Origin of the sequence: Mucilaginibacter sp. 14171R-50 (assembly GCF_010093045.1) — a bacterium.
GTDB lineage: Bacteria > Bacteroidota > Bacteroidia > Sphingobacteriales > Sphingobacteriaceae > Mucilaginibacter.
Genome location: NZ_CP048115.1, coordinates 808,948 through 827,155 on the forward strand (window position 1 = coordinate 808,948; position 18,208 = coordinate 827,155).

Genomic DNA, 18,208 nt, shown 5'->3' on the forward strand with positions numbered 1-18,208 from the left:
GTCAATTTGAAACAAATATCTCAAATTGCGTGGTATTTACAACGTACGACCTGAGATATTTGGTAGCAGGGGCTTTTACCGGGCTCCCGTCTGATAGCGAGAACTTTGATCCGCTGCAAGGATCAGTAGCCGTAAAACCGGTATCGTCAACGTTAATGGCGCATAGTTTTTCGGGCTGGTAACTGCTGCAACGGTCATACGCTACGTAAGAACCATCTACCTGCCGGTAAATAACTATACCGGCCACACCCGCGCCCGCAACATAGGCATAACCGCCCGGGGCGCTTAGTGCAGTGTAACGGGGATCTGTTTTTACTATTTTAACGTTTACCGGTACACGCGGAACTACATTTTCGATTTTACCGCACCCTGAAGATAGCAGGCAAATGATCAATAGCGCCGGTATAACTCTCATTTATATAATATCTGTTGTAAATTGTTTCAGGAAACGCACATCGTTCTCTGAAAATAAACGCAGATCGCGTATCACATATTTTAAGTTTGTAATACGTTCAATGCCCATACCAAAGGCAAAGCCTGTATATTTTTTACTATCGATGCCGCAATTCTCCAGAACGTTCGGGTCAACCATACCGCAGCCCAAAATCTCCACCCAGCCGCTGTATTTACACATGTTGCAGCCTGCGCCTTTACAAATAGTGCATGAAATATCCATTTCGGCGGACGGCTCGGTGAACGGAAAATATGAAGGGCGGAAACGCACCTTTGTACCTTCGCCATAAAGTTCCTGCACAAAGTGATACAACGTCTGTTTCAGATCAGAGAACGATACATTTTCATCAACATATAAACCCTCCACCTGGTGAAAAAAGCAATGCGCCCGGGCCGATATAGCCTCGTTACGGTAAACGCGGCCCGGCATAATGGCGCGGAACGGCGGTTTACCGTTCTCCATCATACGCACCTGTACCGACGAGGTATGGGTACGTAAAGCGATGTCGTCTGCACCATCCCCCTTGCGTATAAAGAAGGTATCCTGCATATCTCTTGCCGGGTGTTCCTGAGGGAAGTTAAGCGCCGAGAAGTTATGCCAGTCGTCCTCAATTTCGGGCCCTTCGGCAACTACAAAGCCCAAACGCTTAAATATATCAATGATCTCGTTACGTACCAGCGAAAGCGGATGGCGCGAGCCAACCTCAAAACCATCGCCGGGCAGCGTAAGGTCGATTTCGAATTTCGGATTTTCGATTTCGGATTTGAAACTTTCCTGTAGTTCCTGGTATTTAGCTTCGGTAAATTGCTTAAACTGGTTCAATACCTTACCAAAGGTACGCTTCTCTTCGGGGCCTACTGTTTTAAACTCTTCGAACAGGTCCTTTATCAACCCTTTGGTACCTAAATATTTTATACGGAACGCTTCCAGTTCATCAGCCTTAGCGGCGGTAAACGCCTTTATCTCGGCGGTATATTGATCTATCTTAGATTGCATTAACTTATCCCTTCAAAAATGTAACTACAAATATACGGCCTGATTATTTAATTACCCCTAATGCCTTGCCCACGCTGGTAAATGCCGCGATGGCCTTATCCAAATGTGCGACATCGTGAGCGGCCGAGATCTGCACACGGATACGTGCTTTACCCTGCGGCACAACCGGGTAGTAAAAGCCGATCACGTAGATGCCTTCTTCCAGCATTTTGGCGGCAAACTCCTGGGCCAGTTTGGCATCATACAGCATCACCGGCACAATAGGGTGCACACCTGGTTTTATATCAAAGCCCGCGGCGGTCATTTTTTCGCGGAAGTATTTGGTGTTGCTCTCCAGCTTATCGCGCAGGTCGGTGGTTTCGCTCAGCATATCCAATACAGCTATTGATGCACCGGTAATGGCCGGGGCCAGGGTATTGCTAAACAAATATGGCCTTGAGCGCTGGCGCAGCATATCGATAATTTCCTTACGGCCCGATGTAAATCCACCCGATGCGCCACCTAAAGCTTTACCCAATGTACCGGTAATGATATCTATTTTACCCATCACATTATGGTGCTCATGCGTTCCGCGGCCGGTTTTGCCCATAAAACCGCTGCAGTGGCTCTCGTCTATCATCACCAGGGCGTTGTACTGCTCGGCAAGGGCGCAAATTGTATCAAGCTGGGCTATGGTGCCATCCATCGAGAATGCCCCATCAGTAACAATAATACGGTGACGAAGATCCTGCGTGGCTTTCAATTGGTCTTCCAGATCGGCCATGTCATCGTGCTTATAACGCTTGCGCTGTGCCTTGCAAAGGCGCACACCATCTATGATGGATGCATGGTTTAACTCATCAGAAATAATGGCATCCTGCTCATTAAATAACGGCTCAAAAACGCCCCCGTTCGCATCAAAAGCGGCCGCGTAAAGTATGGTATCTTCCGTACCTAAAAATTCGGATATTTTTTGCTCGAGCTGTTTATGTATGTCCTGCGTACCGCAGATAAAACGTACGGATGATAAACCATATCCATGCGTATCCATAGTAGCCTTTGCCGCCGCAATTACTTTTGGGTGCGCCGAAAGGCCCAGATAATTGTTGGCGCAAAAATTTATAACCTCCTTACCGCCCTGCACGGTGATATCCGCACCCTGCGGCGAAGTAATGATTCTCTCGCGTTTATATAAACCGGCACTTTCAATATCGGCAAGTTCCTGCTGTAAAACCGGCTGCAATGTTTTATACATAATTACAATTGTTAAAGCCCAAAATTAAACAATAACCTGTAATTGAACGGTTATGCAAAACATTTTATATAAATTACGTGTAGCATCAAACATTTTACCCACAGATGCTATTAAACGTAAAATTCCTTGTATGAGAAGATACCTACCTGTTATTATACTTATTCTTGTGTCGTTAAGCACTTCGGCGCAGCAATATGTATTATCGGGACTTATTACCGGGCCTAAAGGCGAACCCGTGGGTTTTACATCGGTATATATTCGCAACTCTACTTACGGAACAACGGCAAACGAAGAGGGCCGCTATCAATTTAAGCTAAGCCCGGGTACTTATAACGTTACCTACCGTTTTACCGGTTATACACAACAAACCGAAAGCATTACAATTACCGACCACGACGAGGTACACAACGTACAGCTTGCCAACGAGGTTTTTAAATTCAGCGCGGTATCTGACAAATGGAAACAAAACCTGGACCCCGGCGACACCATAATGCGTATGGCTATTGCCAAGCGCAGGCAACACCTGGAAGAAGTTAACAGCTACTCCTGCTCGGTATATATTAAAGCGGTACAGCGGCTGTTAAGCTCGCCAAAATCGTTAACAAGCAAAGCGGTTACCCAGGCTTTAGACCTTGACTCCAACGGGCGGGGAATACTTTACCAGTCTGAATTATTGTCGGCTTTTAATTTCGAACGGCCAAATAAAATCAAAGAGATCACTATAGCTTCACGGGAGGCGGGTGTAAATACGGCTTTCAACTACAGTAAAGGATCAGACCTGCAGGTTAATTTTTACAACGATGTATTTAAGATAAATGGCTTAAGCACCCGTGGTTACATTTCACCGCTCGCTTCTGATGCGTTTAGTTATTATGATTACAGGTTAGTGGGTAGTTCTGTGCAAAACGGGCTTACCATTGATAAGATAGAAATTATACCAAAGCGTGCGCATGGCATGTATTTTCAGGGAAACATATATATAGTGGAGGGTGAATGGCGTATTTATAGCGCCGACCTTTACCTGACCAATACCATGAGCAGCCTTAACCTGGTTGATACTATGCGTATAAGCCAGCAATACATCCCCATTACCGACAGTGTTTGGATGCCTGCTGCTGTACAATTTAATTTTAAAGGGTCGGTATTAGGCTTTAAGTTCGGCGGCTATTATGAGGGGATTTTTAACAATTATAAAATTAATCCAAAATTCCCCGATGGATTTTTTAACGGTGAAATATTACGCATAGATACCGCTGCGAACAGCAAACCTTCGGGTTATTGGGATACGCATCGCCTGTTACCCTTAACGCGGCTGGAAAAACGCGACTATGAAAAGAAAGACAGCATTGCAGCTTACAAAAAAACCGACAGGTATTTAGATTCGCTGCAGCACGAGAAGAATGGCATAAACTACCCCGGATATCTGATATTTGGATATGATGCCAGTAGCCGCGACGAACGCGATTCGCTTCATGTTTTTCCGTTTCTGCAAACGTTTTATTACAACACGGTTGAAGGGTTTGGAATTAATGCTAAAGTACGGTACACCCACATTATAGACGACTGGCACTCGTACAGCATTACACCGGCCCTGCGTTATGGGTTTTCAAATAAACTTTTCAGTGCAAATGTGCATGCAGAATATTTAAATGACCCGTTCCATAACGCCAAACTCTATACAGACTCAGGAAGCGATGTGCTTGACCTTAATAACGTGGGTACCCGGTCCTTATATTTTAATACTTTAAGCACCTTACTGTACGAAAACAACTACGTAAAATACTATCGCTCTAAATATGGCGGCTTTGGCTATCAGCGCGAATTGTGGAACGGCGTATTATGGACTGCCGGTTTAAACTACGCCAGCCGTACACAATTGTACAACACCGCCTTTGGGCATATAAGGGATGTAAAAAATAAAGATTACACATCTAATAACCCCCTTGTGCCTGATTCGGTACCACCTACAGATCGTACTTTCTTATTCCCCCAGAACCAGGCGCTAACGTTCAGCACTTCGGTTACCTTTACGTTCGATCAGCAATACATCACCAGGCCAACAGGTAAGTTTAACCTGCCATCAAAATATCCTACCCTAACCATTAATTACCGCAAAGGGATAAATGGCGTGTTTGGGTCGGATGTGAATTACGATTTTGCATCGGCGGATATATCGCAAAACAACCTGCGCATTGGCCTCAGCGGATTTTCGTCGTTTAAATTAGTAGGGGGCGATTATTTTAACAGGCGAAGATTGTACTACATGGATTTTTATCATTTTTTGGGTAACCAGGGCACTACCTTTGATCCAACGTACATAGGCAGTTTTCATTTCCTGCCTTTTTATCAGTTCAGCACAGGCGGTGCATTCTTCGAGGCGCATTACCAGCATAATTTTGCCGGGGCGATATTAAGTAAGGTGCCATTTGTCCGCAAGCTAAAACTCGAAGAAGTAATTGGCGCCAATTTTTTAACAACAAAAGAAAACCCTAATTACCGTGAATTTTATGTTGGCGTTCAACGCCTGATCTTCCGGGTAGACTACGGTATATCGTATGCAGGCAACAAAAAATACCTGCAGGGCTTCAGGATATTTTACGGGATCAGATAGAGAGTTGAAAGTCTAAAGTTCAAAGTCAAAAGTTAATCTTACATACTTTCGACTTTGAACTTTGAACTTTTTACTACATTTGCGCCTCATTTAACACCGTTTGCAGCGGTATCAATGAATGTTATGGCAAAATACAACACACTACTTTACTATTGTTATTCTACAATAGCCGATGGCGAGCAATTTGCGGCCGATCATTTAAAATTTTGTAAAAGCTTAGGTTTAACCGGGCGCATCATTGTTGCCGACGAAGGTTTGAATGGTACCGTATCGGGAACCGAAGAGTCGTGCAGGATCTATATGGATACCTTGCATGCTGATGAGCGTTTCGCAGGTATCGATTTTAAAATAGACGAGGTGGATGAGCCTTCGTTTGTGAAGTTGCACTGCCGTTATAAATCAGAGATAGTTCATTCAGGCCTGCGCGACCCAAATATCATCAACCCGCAAAAACAAACGGGCAAACATCTGGAGCCGAAAGAATTTTTGGCCATGAAAGACCGCGATGATGTGTTGATACTGGATGTGCGCTCCAACTACGAACACTCACTTGGCAAATTCAAGAATGCCGTGACGCTGGACATCGAGAACTTCCGCGATTTCCCCGCCATGATCAACGAATTGGCCCAATACAAGGATAAAAAGATACTTACCTATTGTACCGGAGGCATAAAATGCGAAAAGGCATCGGCCTTGTTGCTGCACGAAGGATTTAGCGATGTTTACCAGTTACACGGCGGTATTATAAAATATGGTAAGGAAACCGGCGGCCAGGATTTTGAAGGCAAATGCTACGTGTTTGATAACCGCCTTTCGGTTGATGTAAACAGCGTTAACCCGGTTGTGATATCCACCTGCCGTAATTGCGGTAAAACCACTCCTAAAATGATCAATTGCGCCAACCCCGAATGCAACGAGCATTTTACCCAGTGCGATGAGTGCGGCGTAAAAATGGATGGCTGCTGCAGCGATGCCTGCCAGGCGCACCCGCGCAGGCGCGTTTACGACGGCACGGGCTATTATGTAAAAGTGCCGCAACCCATCAACACAGCTAAAAAGGGCACTGTACAAGTGGCAGAATAGTTGGCAGGCACCACACTGTTTATTCAGCGGCAAATTGTATTTTCGTACAAATACACCGGGCCACTTAACATGCGTAAACATTTCCTGTTCGCAATATTCTTATTTACCAGTATATGGGCTCACCCTGCCGATATAAAAAGCATTGGCGTGCCGTATGTGCAAAACTATACCAAAGCGCAGTATCAATCGGGTAATCAAAATTGGTCGGTAACGCGCGATGAGCATGGCATCATGTACTTCGGCAACGATGAAGGCCTGCTATCGTTCGATGGTAAGTACTGGCAGCTCAACCGTATGCCAAACGGTCTTATCGTACGATCGGCAGCTGCCGATGGCAGGGGTAAAATATACTCGGGTGGATTTGGTGAATTTGGCTATTGGGAGAACAACAAAAAAGGTTTTCTTAAATATCACTCGCTTATCAGCCTTGTTCCAAAACAATTTCAACCTGTAAAAGAAGAAACCTGGAAGATATATATCGACAATGATAAGGTCATATTTCAATCTTTCGGCTCTATTTACATTTATACGCAGGGTAAAATAAATGTAGTAAAAGCGCCTAAACCATTCCTGTTTTTGTTTAAAACCGGCAGTCGCTACTTTGTTGAACAGGTTGATGCCGGTCTGTTTGAGCTTAAAGGCGACAGGCTTACGTATATAGCCGGCAGCAATATATTAGGCAGCCGGGTGTTATCTGTGCTGCCTTTTCAAAAAGGTAAATATCTAATTGGCACTGCCAAAAACGGCTTATTTATTTATGACGGCAGCAGTATAAAGCCCTGGGCCAACCAGGCAAACGATTTTTTGAAAACCTTTCAGTTAAATAACGGCACCATTATCCCGGGCAAATACATCGCGTATGGCACTATTTTAAATGGCGTAATTATTATTGATACCGCGGGCAACGTAATTCAACACATCAATAAATCGAGCGGGCTGCAAAACAACACGGTATTAAGTTTATATGTAGATGCCGAGCAAAACCTGTGGGCCGGGCTTGATAATGGCATCGACCGCATCGAAATAAATTCGCCCCTTTATTTCTATTTTGACAAAACCGGCAAGTTCGGAACGGTTTACTCGAGCATAATTTTCAATGACAAAATATACCTGGGCACTAATCAGGGCCTATTTTACAGCGAGTGGGCTAATACCGGTTCTAAACAACTGCTCCAATCATTTGATTTTAAGCTTATACCCGGCTCGCAAGGGCAGGTTTGGGAACTTTCTTTGCAGGATGGCCGGCTACTTTGCGGCCATAACGACGGCACCTTTCAGGTAAATGGCAGCTCTATCACAAAAATAACGTCCTTAAGCGGTGGCTGGACCATTAAAAAATTCAACACCGACCGACTTATACAGGGCACGTACACGGGGCTTATCATTTATCGTAAGGATGCTGCGGGTAACTGGGCGTTCGATCACAAGGTGGAAGGCTTTGGCGAGCCATCGCGCTATGTTGAGCAAGACAACAAAGGCCAGATATGGGTAAGCCACGCCTATAAAGGCATTTATAAGGTTACATTAAGTGCTGACAGTAAAAAAGTGATATCGCAAAAATATTACGACAAGCGGTCGGGTTTGCCAGATAGCTACAATGTGGGGGTATTTAACCTTGATAACCGTATCGTATTCTCATCAGATTCGGGCTTTTATATTTACGATGATATAACCGACCGGTTTTACAAATACCAGCAGCTTAATAAAAAGTTAAACACATTTGCATCATCAAACAAGGTAATAGCAGCCATAGGCAAAAAATACTGGTTTATTAATCATGGTCGGGTGGCCCTTGCCGATCTTTCTGTACCGGGCCGGCTTACTATCGATTCGAACCGTTTTAGCATGCTTAACGGCCAAATGGTGCAAAATTATGAAAACATAAACCTGATAAATAACCAGATATACCTGATAAGTGTTGACGACGGCTTCGTGATTTTAAATGATGCGGATGCATCGCGTCAGCCACTGATAAAGCTGCCGCCGGTGTTGATACGCCAGGTAGAAAATATTACGGATAAAACGTCGGTAATTACCGATATGAACAGCGCTGAGAATGAGATAACCATCCCATACAACAAAAACAATGTCCGCATAGCGTACTCGCTGCCATATTACAAACAATCTAAAATAAAATACCAGTATTATCTTGAAGGGTACTCCCGACAATGGAGCGAATGGACTACCCAAACGCAGAAAGAATTTACAAATTTAAGCCAGGGCACCTATCATTTTAAAGTGCGGGCAAAAATTAATGATGCGAACATATCTGAGGTAACCACTTTTACTTTCGAGATACTGCCGCCCTGGTATGCGGGGAAATTAGCTATAGGGGTATATATATTGTTAATTATTTCGCTTTATTACGCTATCAGATATTATTACCGTTTAAAACTGAAACGCCACAGGCAAGAGATACAGGAAAAACTACAACGCGAGAAAGAGGAGTTTTTACGCCGAGAGGCTATCGCTAACGAGCAGCATATTGTTACCATCAAAAACGAGCAATTACAGGCCGACCTGGCAAGTAAAAGCCGCGAACTGGCCAACTCGGCCATGAACATTGTGTACAAGAATGAATTGCTCCAAAAAATAAGCGACGAGATCAATAATTTTAAAGATAGCACGGGGAAAAAACTGTCGGAAGATCAACTAAAAAAGATCCATAAAGTTATAGATCAGGGTATGAGCGACGATCGTGACTGGAACGTTTTTGAAAACAGTTTTAACGAGGCGCACGAAAACTTTTTCAAGAAGTTGAAACATGACCACCCCGACCTGGTACCAAATGATTTGAAACTTTGCGCTTACTTACGCATGAACATGAGTAGCAAGGAAATGGCATCATTATTAAACATATCGCTGAGAGGCGTAGAGATACGTCGTTACAGATTGCGTAAAAAGCTGAATCTTGCACACGATAAAAACCTGGTAGAGTTTCTCATCGAGCTTTAATACTACATCATTTCCTCTCATAATTAAAAAGTTGTTCATCTGTCTTCGCCTTGCTTTTGTAGTATGTAGGCATTACACTATCCGTTAGTAAACAGCAGTATTTCAGCACGTTAAATAATCTTCTTAAAAATTTTGTGAAAGTAATTTAGTGCTGATGTATTAATGTAGAGTTACATTATTTGCTTAAATTGTAATATCTGCACAACTTCGAGGCTACAAAAACCAATTAACCAGTACTTTAAAATTAATTAACCACTATGAAGAGAATTTACTCAATCTCAGGGTTATTGCTATTGTTCACTTTTTTGTCGACTGCTGTGTTTGCACAAAACGTTACTATAAAAGGTAAGGTTACCGATGCTAAAACCGGCGAAGCGCTTATTGGCGTAACCGTTGGCGTAAAGGGTACAACAACAGGCACCCAAACAGATGTTAACGGCGCGTTCCAGTTAAATGCGGCGTCTAATGCTACCTTGCAGATATCCTATATAGGTTATACCCCCCAGGATATTGCAATAACCGGCCAAACAACCTTAGATATCAAACTGCAACCCACAACCAACGAGTTGCAGGGCGTAGTGGTTGTAGGTTACGGCACCCAACGCAAAATTGATGTTACCGGCTCGGTGGCGCAAATTAAGGGCTCGGAAATTTCTAAGCAATCATCTATTAACCCCATCAGTTCGCTACAGGGCAAGGTGGCAGGTGTGCAGATAACCAACTCCGGCGCGCCTGGCGCCTCGCCAACTGTGCGCATAAGGGGAGCAGGTACTATTTATGGCAATGCAAATCCCTTATATGTTGTTGATGGTGTGTGGAATGAAGATATCAGCTTCTTAAACCCTAATGATATCGAAAGTATCAGCGTTTTAAAAGACGCATCATCCGAAGCTATTTACGGCATACGTGCTGCTAATGGTGTAATTTTAATTACCACCAAAAAGGGCACTAAAAATTCGGGGGCTAAAATCAGCTACGATGGCTTTATAGGCACACAGGTTGTTACAAACGACTTTAAAATGGCAACAGGCCCTGAATACGCCACCTTGGTTAACGAACTGGACGAGCGAAGCGGTGTAACCCCGCGTTATGCTGACCCTAACAGTTTTGGCACAACAGATTGGGCGCACCAGGTATTGCGGAGCGGCCTTATTAACAACCATAACCTATCTATAAACGGTGGCGGCGAAAAATCAACCTACAGTGTATCATTTGGTTACCTTAAACAGCAAGGCACAGTTGAAACCAATAGTTTTGACCGGTACACCATGAGGATAAAGAACGATTTTGATCTCTCGAAAGCATTGAAGATAGGCTATACTGTGGCCGGCTCAATGAACAACTCGCGTGATATAGACGGCTCAATTTTCCATCAGATATTTGCTGCGGTACCTATTACACCGGTTAGATATGCCGACGGCACCTACGGCGACCCGAATGATTTTAATGTTACAAGTTCTGCGATGTTCAACCCGCAGGTTACGCTTGACTTTTTTAACCAACGGTCAAAAAACTACAGGCTTAACGGTAGCGCCTACGCCGATCTGAAATTTGCAAACCACTTTACGTTTCATACCAGTGTAGGTGGCGATTTTGGACAAGGGCAGGTTGTTAATTATGCCCCGGTTTACCAGGCTACGTTAGCGCAGCAAAACAGTAACAGTTTGCTTACTTTAACAGATAATAAAACCCGTAACTGGATCATAGAGAACACCTTAACCTACGACAACACTTTTGGCGATCATAACCTAAAGGTTTTAGTGGGCCAGGGCGCGCAATCATACAGGTATAACCAAACTATTGCTTCGGCAACCGATGTGCCTGACAATGGCAATGGCTATTATCTATCGCAAGGGAAAAACTACAACCTGAAAGATATTGATGCGGGTGGCGGATATCCGTTCTATAATACCGTAAGCTCATATTTTGCACGGGTAAATTACTCTTTCAAAAATAAATACCTTTTAAACGCTACCATGCGTGCTGATGGTTCTTCCAAATTCTCTGATCCAAATAAATGGGGTTATTTCCCTTCTGTTGGTGCAGGCTGGGTAATTTCGGAAGAAAACTTTATGAAAGACCAGCACGTGTTTAACAGTTTAAAACTTCGCGGCAGCTGGGGTAAAATAGGTAACATGTCTGTTCCTGCTAACTTGTCTATCACCACTGTTACCCAAACACCACAGTTTATATACGTAGGCCCCGATGGTTATACAGCGCCCGGTGCAAACGTAAATACCATTACCCCACCGGTTACATATTGGGAACGCGGCGTTGGTACAGACGTAGGTGTTGAGGCTTCGTTACTAAACGACAGGTTATTTGCCGAAGTGGATTTTTATAACAAAAAAACCGAAAAAGCAATATTCGATATCCCCATCTTAGGTTCATTAGGTACCAGCGGCAGCTCGATAATTGGTAACCAGGCCACATTCCAAAACCAGGGCTTTGAGTTCCTTTTAAGCTGGAAAGATAAAATAGGAAGCGACTTTTCTTATAGCATAGGTGGTAACCTGGGTATAAATGACAATAAGGTATTAGAAGTATCATCAGGCAGAAACCCCATTTACCAGGCGGTAAGCACACCGGGGTCTAACAACTTTAACACCCGTACTGTAGTTGGCGAGCCAATTGGCCAGTTCTATGGTTTAAAAGTGGTAGGAATATTCCAAACTGATGCCGAAGTTGCTGCTTATAAAAACAAGGCGGGCGGTAAGATTCAACCGGAAGCGATAGCCGGAAACTTTAAATACCAGGACACTAACGGCGATGGCATAATTGACGATAAGGACCGGGTGGTGCTGGGTAACCCTAACCCTAAATTTACATACGGCTTTAACACCTATTTCGCCTACAAATCGTTTGATCTGACCGCCGATTTCCAGGGAGTGGCAGGTGTGCAGATCTATAATGCTAACGTTGGCCTTCGTTTTGGTACAGAAAACTTCAGTCAGGATTTCTATAACAATCGCTGGCATGGCGAAGGTACTTCCAATACTTATCCGTCGGCTTTCATAGCAGGCGGGCAAAACAACCGCTCAAACTCTTTTTATGTAGAGGATGGCAGCTATTTCAGGATCAGGAACCTGCAGTTAGGTTATACACTTCCATCTGCAATTACCAATAGCCTTAAAATAGCCAAAGTAAGGTTGTATGCCAACGCGCAAAACGCTTTCAACTTTTTTAGCTATAAGGGCTTTAGCCCCGAAGTTGGTGGTGGCCCCACAAGAGCCGGAGTAGACGTGAACGTGTACCCGTTGTATGCTACTTACAACTTTGGTGTTAATGTTACTTTTTAATTTAATTATCAGAACAAAATGAAAATTTATCAATATATAAACGCCAGGAACGCGATGGCTTTAGCCTTTGCTTCCTTAGTAGCAGTTACAGGCTGTAAAAAGAGCTTTTTAGAAGTACCGCCCCAGGGACAGCCTGCGGCAACCCAGTTCTGGAAAACCGGCGACGATGCAACCAAGGCTGTAAACTCTATCTATGCCAATTTGCGTGGCTGGACGGAAGTTGCCTTTGCACCTATCGCGTTAGAAAGCCTCGGGTCTGATGATACCGAAACCGGTAGTGACCCGTCCGACGGCTCTGTGCCGTTCATGAACATGTATGATCAGTTCAAGGTAACCTCTACCCAGGGCCAGCTTTCTGACTTCTGGAACGGCAGATATCAAACCATTAACCTTTGTAACCAGGTATTGGACCATATTGATACCATTGATATGGATGCTACCCTAAAAAGCCGCTACATAGCCGAATCAAAATTCGTTAGGGCGTACGCTTATTTCAGGCTTGTGCGCGCATTTGGCAATGTGCCGCTGCGTTTGCACTTGCCAAAAGATGCCAGCGAGTATAATTTACCGCAATCGCCCAAAGCCGAGGTTTATGCAGCCATTGAGCAGGACCTTACAGATGCCGCCGCTGGTTTACCGCAGTCATATGCCGGCAACGATGTGGGGCGTGCAACTAAAGGCGCCGCATTGGCATTACATGCCAAAGTTGCCATGTATCAGCAAAAATGGGCCGATGTTTTATCGTTGACCAACCAGGTTAAAGGTTTAGGCTATAGCTTATTCCCTAATTACGAACAGTTGTTCAGGGTTCCTAATGAGAATAATTCCGAATCGATTTTTGAGATACAGGCTTCCTTAATACCAGGTAATCCTGACGCTTCTAATTCCCAGTATTCGCAGGTTCAGGGTGTAAGGGGCCAAACCGGCGGTGGTTGGGGCTTCAATATCCCCACAAAAAGCCTTGAAGATGATTATGAGCCGGGCGATCCGCGTAAGGATGCAACCATTATATTTGCCGGCGAAACCACTCCCGAAGGCGATGCTATTTCGCCCACTGCCCCAAATCCCAGGTATAATCAAAAGTCATATGTCCCCTTTAGCATGTATGTTAGCGGTTACAACGAAGGTGCACAACAAAACATAAGGGTTTTACGCTATGCCGAGGTTTTACTGATGAATGCTGAAGCGGCTAACGAATTGGGCGACGCTACCACAGCATTAGCAGACCTTGAATTAGTTAGGGCACGGGCAAGGGGAGGCAATAATGCGGTATTGCCAAAGGTTACTACTACCGACAAAGATGCTTTGCGCCTGGCTATCTGGCATGAAAGACATGTAGAGCTTGCAATGGAGTTCGACCGTTATTTCGATGTGATCCGTCAGGGTCGGGCTGCTGAAATTTTTGGCCCTAAAGGATGGACCGCTAATAAAAACGAAGTGTGGCCAATACCTCAATCAGAAATTGATCAGAGCACTGGCGTACTTGTTCAAAACCCGGGCTATTGATTTTTAAACAACAACGGAGATGAAAAAATTAAATATTTATATAGTTACGGCCGCGCTGGTAAGTGTAGGCTTGTCATCATGTCAAAAAAAGTTCGACCCTTCAACCTATGCCCCGCCTTTAAGTATTGGTGGCTTTACCGCAGCTAACCAGGTAGCATCAGAAAGCCTGGTAGGGTACTGGTCGTTTAACGGCAGTCTTATCGACAGCGTATCAAACACCGAAGCAACCGGCGTAGGTACTGCTTTCGCCAAAGGGGTTAAGGGCCAGGCTATGCAGGGTGCCCTAAGTTCATACGTCTTAGTAGAGCCATCTGCGGCCGTAAAAAATATGCACAGCTTTACTATAATGAGTTGGGTGCATACCCCCATAAATGCCAATGGCATAGTAGGGGTGGTTGATATGTCTAACACATCTGAGTTTTGGGGCAACATGACTATGTTTTTTGAAAACGGCGGTACTGCCGAAAGCGGCAACCTGAAAATTCACGTTAGGAACGGTGCAAAAGAAGCCTGGTTAGGAAACTACGCCGTTGTTAAGCCATGGGATAAATGGATAAACCTGGCGGTTAGCTATTCGGCCGAAACATCAACCTTTATTGTTTATGCCAATGGCTCAAAATTAGCCACTCAAAAAGTTGACGGCTTTGGCGATATCAACTTCACCAATTTAGGTAAAATGGTATTCGGAACCGTACAGTTTCAAACAGATCCAAGCCTGACATCTGCAACCGGAAAACAGGATTGGGCGAGCTACCTTGTTGGGCAGCTTGACGAGGTGCGCATATATAACAAGGCGCTGACCCCTGACCAGGTTGGTACTATTGTTAAACTGGAGAATCGAGGAAAGTAAACATTTGATTGAGTATGAGGTTGTTCGGCTAATAGCCGGGCAGCCTCTTTTTTTGGAATTTAGTTGTACGCTATTGCATAGTTAAACGTAGATGATGAGAGATTTAAAGATTTTTGCGGGGATAAGCTTGTTACTTGTGTTATTTGCATGCAGCAAGGGCGGCAACACCCCAACCCCCGATCCGGTTAAGCCTGTAACACCTGCATCATTCAGTTTCAGTGGGTTGAAGATCAATGGCCTTAACAATGGGTTTACTTACACCAACATAAACCAAAAGCCGGTTATCAAGATCACGTTTTCAACAGCGTTAAATAAAACCACAGTGCCTGCCTCAATAACCATTAAGGGTAAAGCAGGCGCGGCGGTTACCTATGCGGCCACCTACGAAGATGACGACAATACGGTTGTTATAAAACCCACACTGGATGTTATCACCCGGTACACTGTAGATGTAAGTACCGGCCTTAAATCTGCCAAAGGCGGCAGCTTACAATCTGCGTTTACCATTAACCTTACTACCGGCATCGATTCTACCGATAAATTCACTGCCATATCTGATAACCAACTGTTAGATCTGGTGCAAAAGCAAACCCTTAAATACTTTTATGATTTTGGCCACCCGGTTAGCGGCCTCGCCCGCGAGCGGAATACATCAGGTGATGTGGTTACCACAGGTGGTTCGGGCTTTGGCATTATGGCTTTAGTGGCTGGTGTTAACCGCGGGTTTATAACCCGGGCGAACGGCCTGGCACGTATGCAAAAAATAGTAGGCTTTTTAAAAACGAAGGCCGTAACATTTCATGGAGCTTTTCCGCACTGGTTAAACGGCGCGACGGGAGCCGTGCAGCCCTTTAGCGCTCAGGATAACGGCGCCGACCTGATAGAAACTTCGTACCTGATGCAGGGGCTATTAACCGCCCGCCAATATTTTAACGGTGCCGGGACGGACGAAAGCACCTTACGCGCCGATATCAATACCCTTTGGAACAACGTAGAGTGGGACTGGTTCAGGCAAGGTAACCAAAACGTTTTATACTGGCATTGGAGCCCAAGCAACGGCTGGGCCATCAACATGAAAATAAGCGGCTGGAACGAAGGCTTGATAGCTTATGTGCTGGCCGCATCATCAACAACACACGGCGTACCTAAAGCTGTTTACGATAACGGCTGGGCAGGCAACGGCAGCATGAAGAACGGCAATACCTATTATGGGGTAAAGCTGCCCTTAGGGCCCGCGCAAGGTGGCCCGTTGTTCTTCGCACATTACTCCTTTCTGGGAATTAACCCCAACGGACTGGAAGACGCCTACGCCAACTACGAAGAACAAAACAAAGCGCACAGCCTTATCAATTATAAGTACTGCGTTGCCAACCCTAAAAACTATTACGGCTATAGTGCTGATTGCTGGGGGTTAACCGCAAGCGATATTGAAGGCGGTTACACGGCAAGCTCTCCAACAAACGATGTTGGCGTTATAGCGCCAACCGCGGCAATATCATCCCTGCCGTATACACCATCACAATCAATGGCAGCGCTTCGCTTCTTCTATTACAAACTGGGCGATAAACTATGGGGCGATTACGGGTTTTACGATGCCTTTGATCTCAACAATCCCTGGTTTGCAAATTCGTATCTGGCTATTGACCAGGGGCCCATAATTGTGATGATAGAAAATTACAGGAGCGGCCTGTTGTGGAATTTATTTATGAGTTGCCCCGAAATTAAAACCGGGATGAAAGGCTTAGGATTTACAGGGCCATCCTTGTAATCTCCTGATTATTATGGTTGCATACGCTGCAGCATCATTTATCTATTAACTAATGAAAAAAATACTTTTATCAGCTTTTATACTTTTAGCCACTATTAATGGCATGGCGCAAAAACGCGGCTTTAACCATCCGCCCGAAAAAAAACCGCCGGTTATGGACGGTGCTATAAAACCGGTGGGCATTATAAAAAACCTGAGCGACAGTGCCCTTTTAGACGTGGTTCAGCGCCAAACATTCCGTTACTTTTGGGATTTCGGCCACCCGGTTAGCGGCCTTGCCCGCGAACGCAGCAACCGATCTTTTGATTATGGCGACGAAGTGGTAACCACCGGCGGCACGGGTTTTGGCATTATGGCCATGATAGCGGCTGACCATCGTAAATTTATCACCCATGAGCAGTCGGTAGACCGGATGCTTAAGATAGTTGAGTTTTTGTTCAGGGCTGATGCTTATCATGGCGTTTTTCCGCACTGGATGAACGGCGCAACCGGTAAAACCATACGCTTTGGCCGTAAGGACGATGGCGGCGACCTGGTAGAGACCGCATACCTGCTTCAGGGCCTTCTATGCGCCAAGCAATACTACGCCGCCAACACACCAAAAGAGCGCCGCATACGCGATGTAATTAGCTGGATATGGGGCGAAGTAGAGTGGGACTGGTACACCCGCGACGGCCGCGATAACCTTTACTGGCATTGGAGCCCGAATAATGGCTGGGCAATGAATTTCCCTATCCGCGGGTTTAATGAGTGCCTGATCACCTATATCCTGGCCGCGTCTGCAGACAGGTACCCCGTCAGCGCAGATGTTTATCACCGCGGCTGGGCGCAAAGCGATTTTTTTAAGAACGGGCATACTTATTATGGCTATAAACTGCCTTTGGGCTTCCCGTATGGCGGGCCGCTGTTTTTTTCGCAGTATTCGTTCCTGGGCTTAAACCCCAAAGGGCTGAAAGACCGATACGCCGATTATTGGGAGCAAAATGTTAACCACACGCTTATCAATAGGGCATATTGTATTGATAACCCTAAAAAGTTTAAAGGCTATGGCGAAAACTGCTGGGGACTTACCGCCAGCGATAATTACGAAGGCTACAATGCGCACGCACCTAATAATGACCTGGGCGTGATAACGCCTACAGCCGCCCTATCTGCATTCCCTTACACGCCGGAATATTCTATGCAGGCGCTGCGCCATTTTTATTACGACCTGGGCGATAAGATATGGGGCGAATATGGTTTTACCGATGCCTTCAGCGAATCGCATAACTGGTATGCAAAATCGTACCTGGCTATCGATCAGGGGCCGATTGTTGTAATGATAGAAAACTACCGTTCGGGTTTGTTATGGAACCTGTTTATGAGTTGCCCCGAAATTCAGCAAGGGTTAAAAAAGCTGGATTTTCAGAGCCCGGCGTTCGCAAAAAAATAACTGGCTGTCAGCTGTTTATG

The 18,208-nt window shown here is 45.0% G+C and carries 11 protein-coding genes; 8 read left to right on the forward strand and 3 right to left on the reverse strand.

Going from position 1 to position 18,208, the window contains the following annotated elements; all coding sequences use genetic code 11:
• Position 1: 1 nt before the first annotated feature.
• Genes GWR56_RS03730 through kbl form a run of 3 tightly spaced genes read right to left on the reverse strand, consistent with a single transcriptional unit; the run spans position 2 to position 2,684 of the window.
• Positions 2 to 415 (reverse strand): hypothetical protein, encoded by a 414-nt coding sequence (locus tag GWR56_RS03730; RefSeq protein WP_162429823.1) that lies wholly within the window; start codon positions 413 to 415, stop codon positions 2 to 4.
• The gene (gene pheS / locus GWR56_RS03735; protein WP_162429824.1) at positions 416 to 1,450 is read right to left on the reverse strand and encodes a phenylalanine--tRNA ligase subunit alpha; all 1,035 of its coding nucleotides are present in this window, start codon (positions 1,448 to 1,450) and stop codon (positions 416 to 418) included.
• A gap of 43 nt (positions 1,451 to 1,493) precedes the next feature.
• Positions 1,494 to 2,684 (reverse strand): glycine C-acetyltransferase, encoded by a 1,191-nt coding sequence (kbl, locus tag GWR56_RS03740; RefSeq protein ID WP_162429825.1) that lies wholly within the window; start codon positions 2,682 to 2,684, stop codon positions 1,494 to 1,496.
• Positions 2,685 to 2,814: 130 nt separating this feature from the next.
• Here kbl and GWR56_RS03745 point away from each other — a divergent pair, with 130 nt between their 5' ends.
• From GWR56_RS03745 to GWR56_RS03780, 8 genes are all read left to right on the forward strand, one after another.
• Positions 2,815 to 5,295 (forward strand): DUF5686 family protein, encoded by a 2,481-nt coding sequence (locus GWR56_RS03745; RefSeq protein WP_162429826.1) that lies wholly within the window; start codon positions 2,815 to 2,817, stop codon positions 5,293 to 5,295.
• A gap of 123 nt (positions 5,296 to 5,418) precedes the next feature.
• Complete coding sequence (locus GWR56_RS03750) at positions 5,419 to 6,378, forward strand: rhodanese-related sulfurtransferase (protein ID WP_162429827.1); 960 nt, start codon at positions 5,419 to 5,421, stop codon at positions 6,376 to 6,378.
• A 69-nt stretch (positions 6,379 to 6,447) separates the two neighbouring features.
• Positions 6,448 to 9,333, forward strand: coding sequence for a triple tyrosine motif-containing protein (locus GWR56_RS03755; protein ID WP_162429828.1), 2,886 nt, complete (start codon positions 6,448 to 6,450; stop codon positions 9,331 to 9,333).
• Between the two features lie 257 nt (positions 9,334 to 9,590).
• Entirely contained in the window at positions 9,591 to 12,632 is a 3,042-nt protein-coding gene (locus GWR56_RS03760) for a TonB-dependent receptor (RefSeq protein ID WP_162429829.1), read from the forward strand.
• Positions 12,633 to 12,650: 18 nt separating this feature from the next.
• A complete protein-coding gene (locus GWR56_RS03765) occupies positions 12,651 to 14,138 on the forward strand; it encodes a RagB/SusD family nutrient uptake outer membrane protein (protein ID WP_238395295.1) in 1,488 nt (495 codons plus the stop codon).
• 19 nt (positions 14,139 to 14,157) lie between these two features.
• The gene (locus GWR56_RS03770) at positions 14,158 to 14,988 is read left to right on the forward strand and encodes a LamG domain-containing protein (RefSeq protein WP_162429830.1); all 831 of its coding nucleotides are present in this window, start codon (positions 14,158 to 14,160) and stop codon (positions 14,986 to 14,988) included.
• A gap of 91 nt (positions 14,989 to 15,079) precedes the next feature.
• Positions 15,080 to 16,756 (forward strand): glucoamylase family protein, encoded by a 1,677-nt coding sequence (locus GWR56_RS03775; RefSeq protein ID WP_238395296.1) that lies wholly within the window; start codon positions 15,080 to 15,082, stop codon positions 16,754 to 16,756.
• A gap of 52 nt (positions 16,757 to 16,808) precedes the next feature.
• Complete coding sequence (locus GWR56_RS03780; RefSeq protein WP_162429831.1) at positions 16,809 to 18,188, forward strand: glucoamylase family protein; 1,380 nt, start codon at positions 16,809 to 16,811, stop codon at positions 18,186 to 18,188.
• The last annotated feature ends 20 nt before the right edge of the window (positions 18,189 to 18,208 follow it).

What these genes read in the sequence shown, in the direction of transcription:
- GWR56_RS03750 (WP_162429827.1), top strand. Translation starts at nt 5,419, where the DNA reads ATGGCAAAATACAACACACTACTTTACTATTGTTATTCTACAATAGCC.
- GWR56_RS03765 (WP_238395295.1), top strand. Translation starts at nt 12,651, where the DNA reads ATGAAAATTTATCAATATATAAACGCCAGGAACGCGATGGCTTTAGCC.
- GWR56_RS03730 (WP_162429823.1), bottom strand. Translation starts at nt 415, where the DNA reads ATGAGAGTTATACCGGCGCTATTGATCATTTGCCTGCTATCTTCAGGG.
- GWR56_RS03775 (WP_238395296.1), top strand. Translation starts at nt 15,080, where the DNA reads ATGATGAGAGATTTAAAGATTTTTGCGGGGATAAGCTTGTTACTTGTG.
- GWR56_RS03745 (WP_162429826.1), top strand. Translation starts at nt 2,815, where the DNA reads ATGAGAAGATACCTACCTGTTATTATACTTATTCTTGTGTCGTTAAGC.
- GWR56_RS03780 (WP_162429831.1), top strand. Translation starts at nt 16,809, where the DNA reads ATGAAAAAAATACTTTTATCAGCTTTTATACTTTTAGCCACTATTAAT.
- GWR56_RS03760 (WP_162429829.1), top strand. Translation starts at nt 9,591, where the DNA reads ATGAAGAGAATTTACTCAATCTCAGGGTTATTGCTATTGTTCACTTTT.
- pheS (WP_162429824.1), bottom strand. Translation starts at nt 1,450, where the DNA reads ATGCAATCTAAGATAGATCAATATACCGCCGAGATAAAGGCGTTTACC.
- GWR56_RS03770 (WP_162429830.1), top strand. Translation starts at nt 14,158, where the DNA reads ATGAAAAAATTAAATATTTATATAGTTACGGCCGCGCTGGTAAGTGTA.
- kbl (WP_162429825.1), bottom strand. Translation starts at nt 2,684, where the DNA reads ATGTATAAAACATTGCAGCCGGTTTTACAGCAGGAACTTGCCGATATT.
- GWR56_RS03755 (WP_162429828.1), top strand. Translation starts at nt 6,448, where the DNA reads ATGCGTAAACATTTCCTGTTCGCAATATTCTTATTTACCAGTATATGG.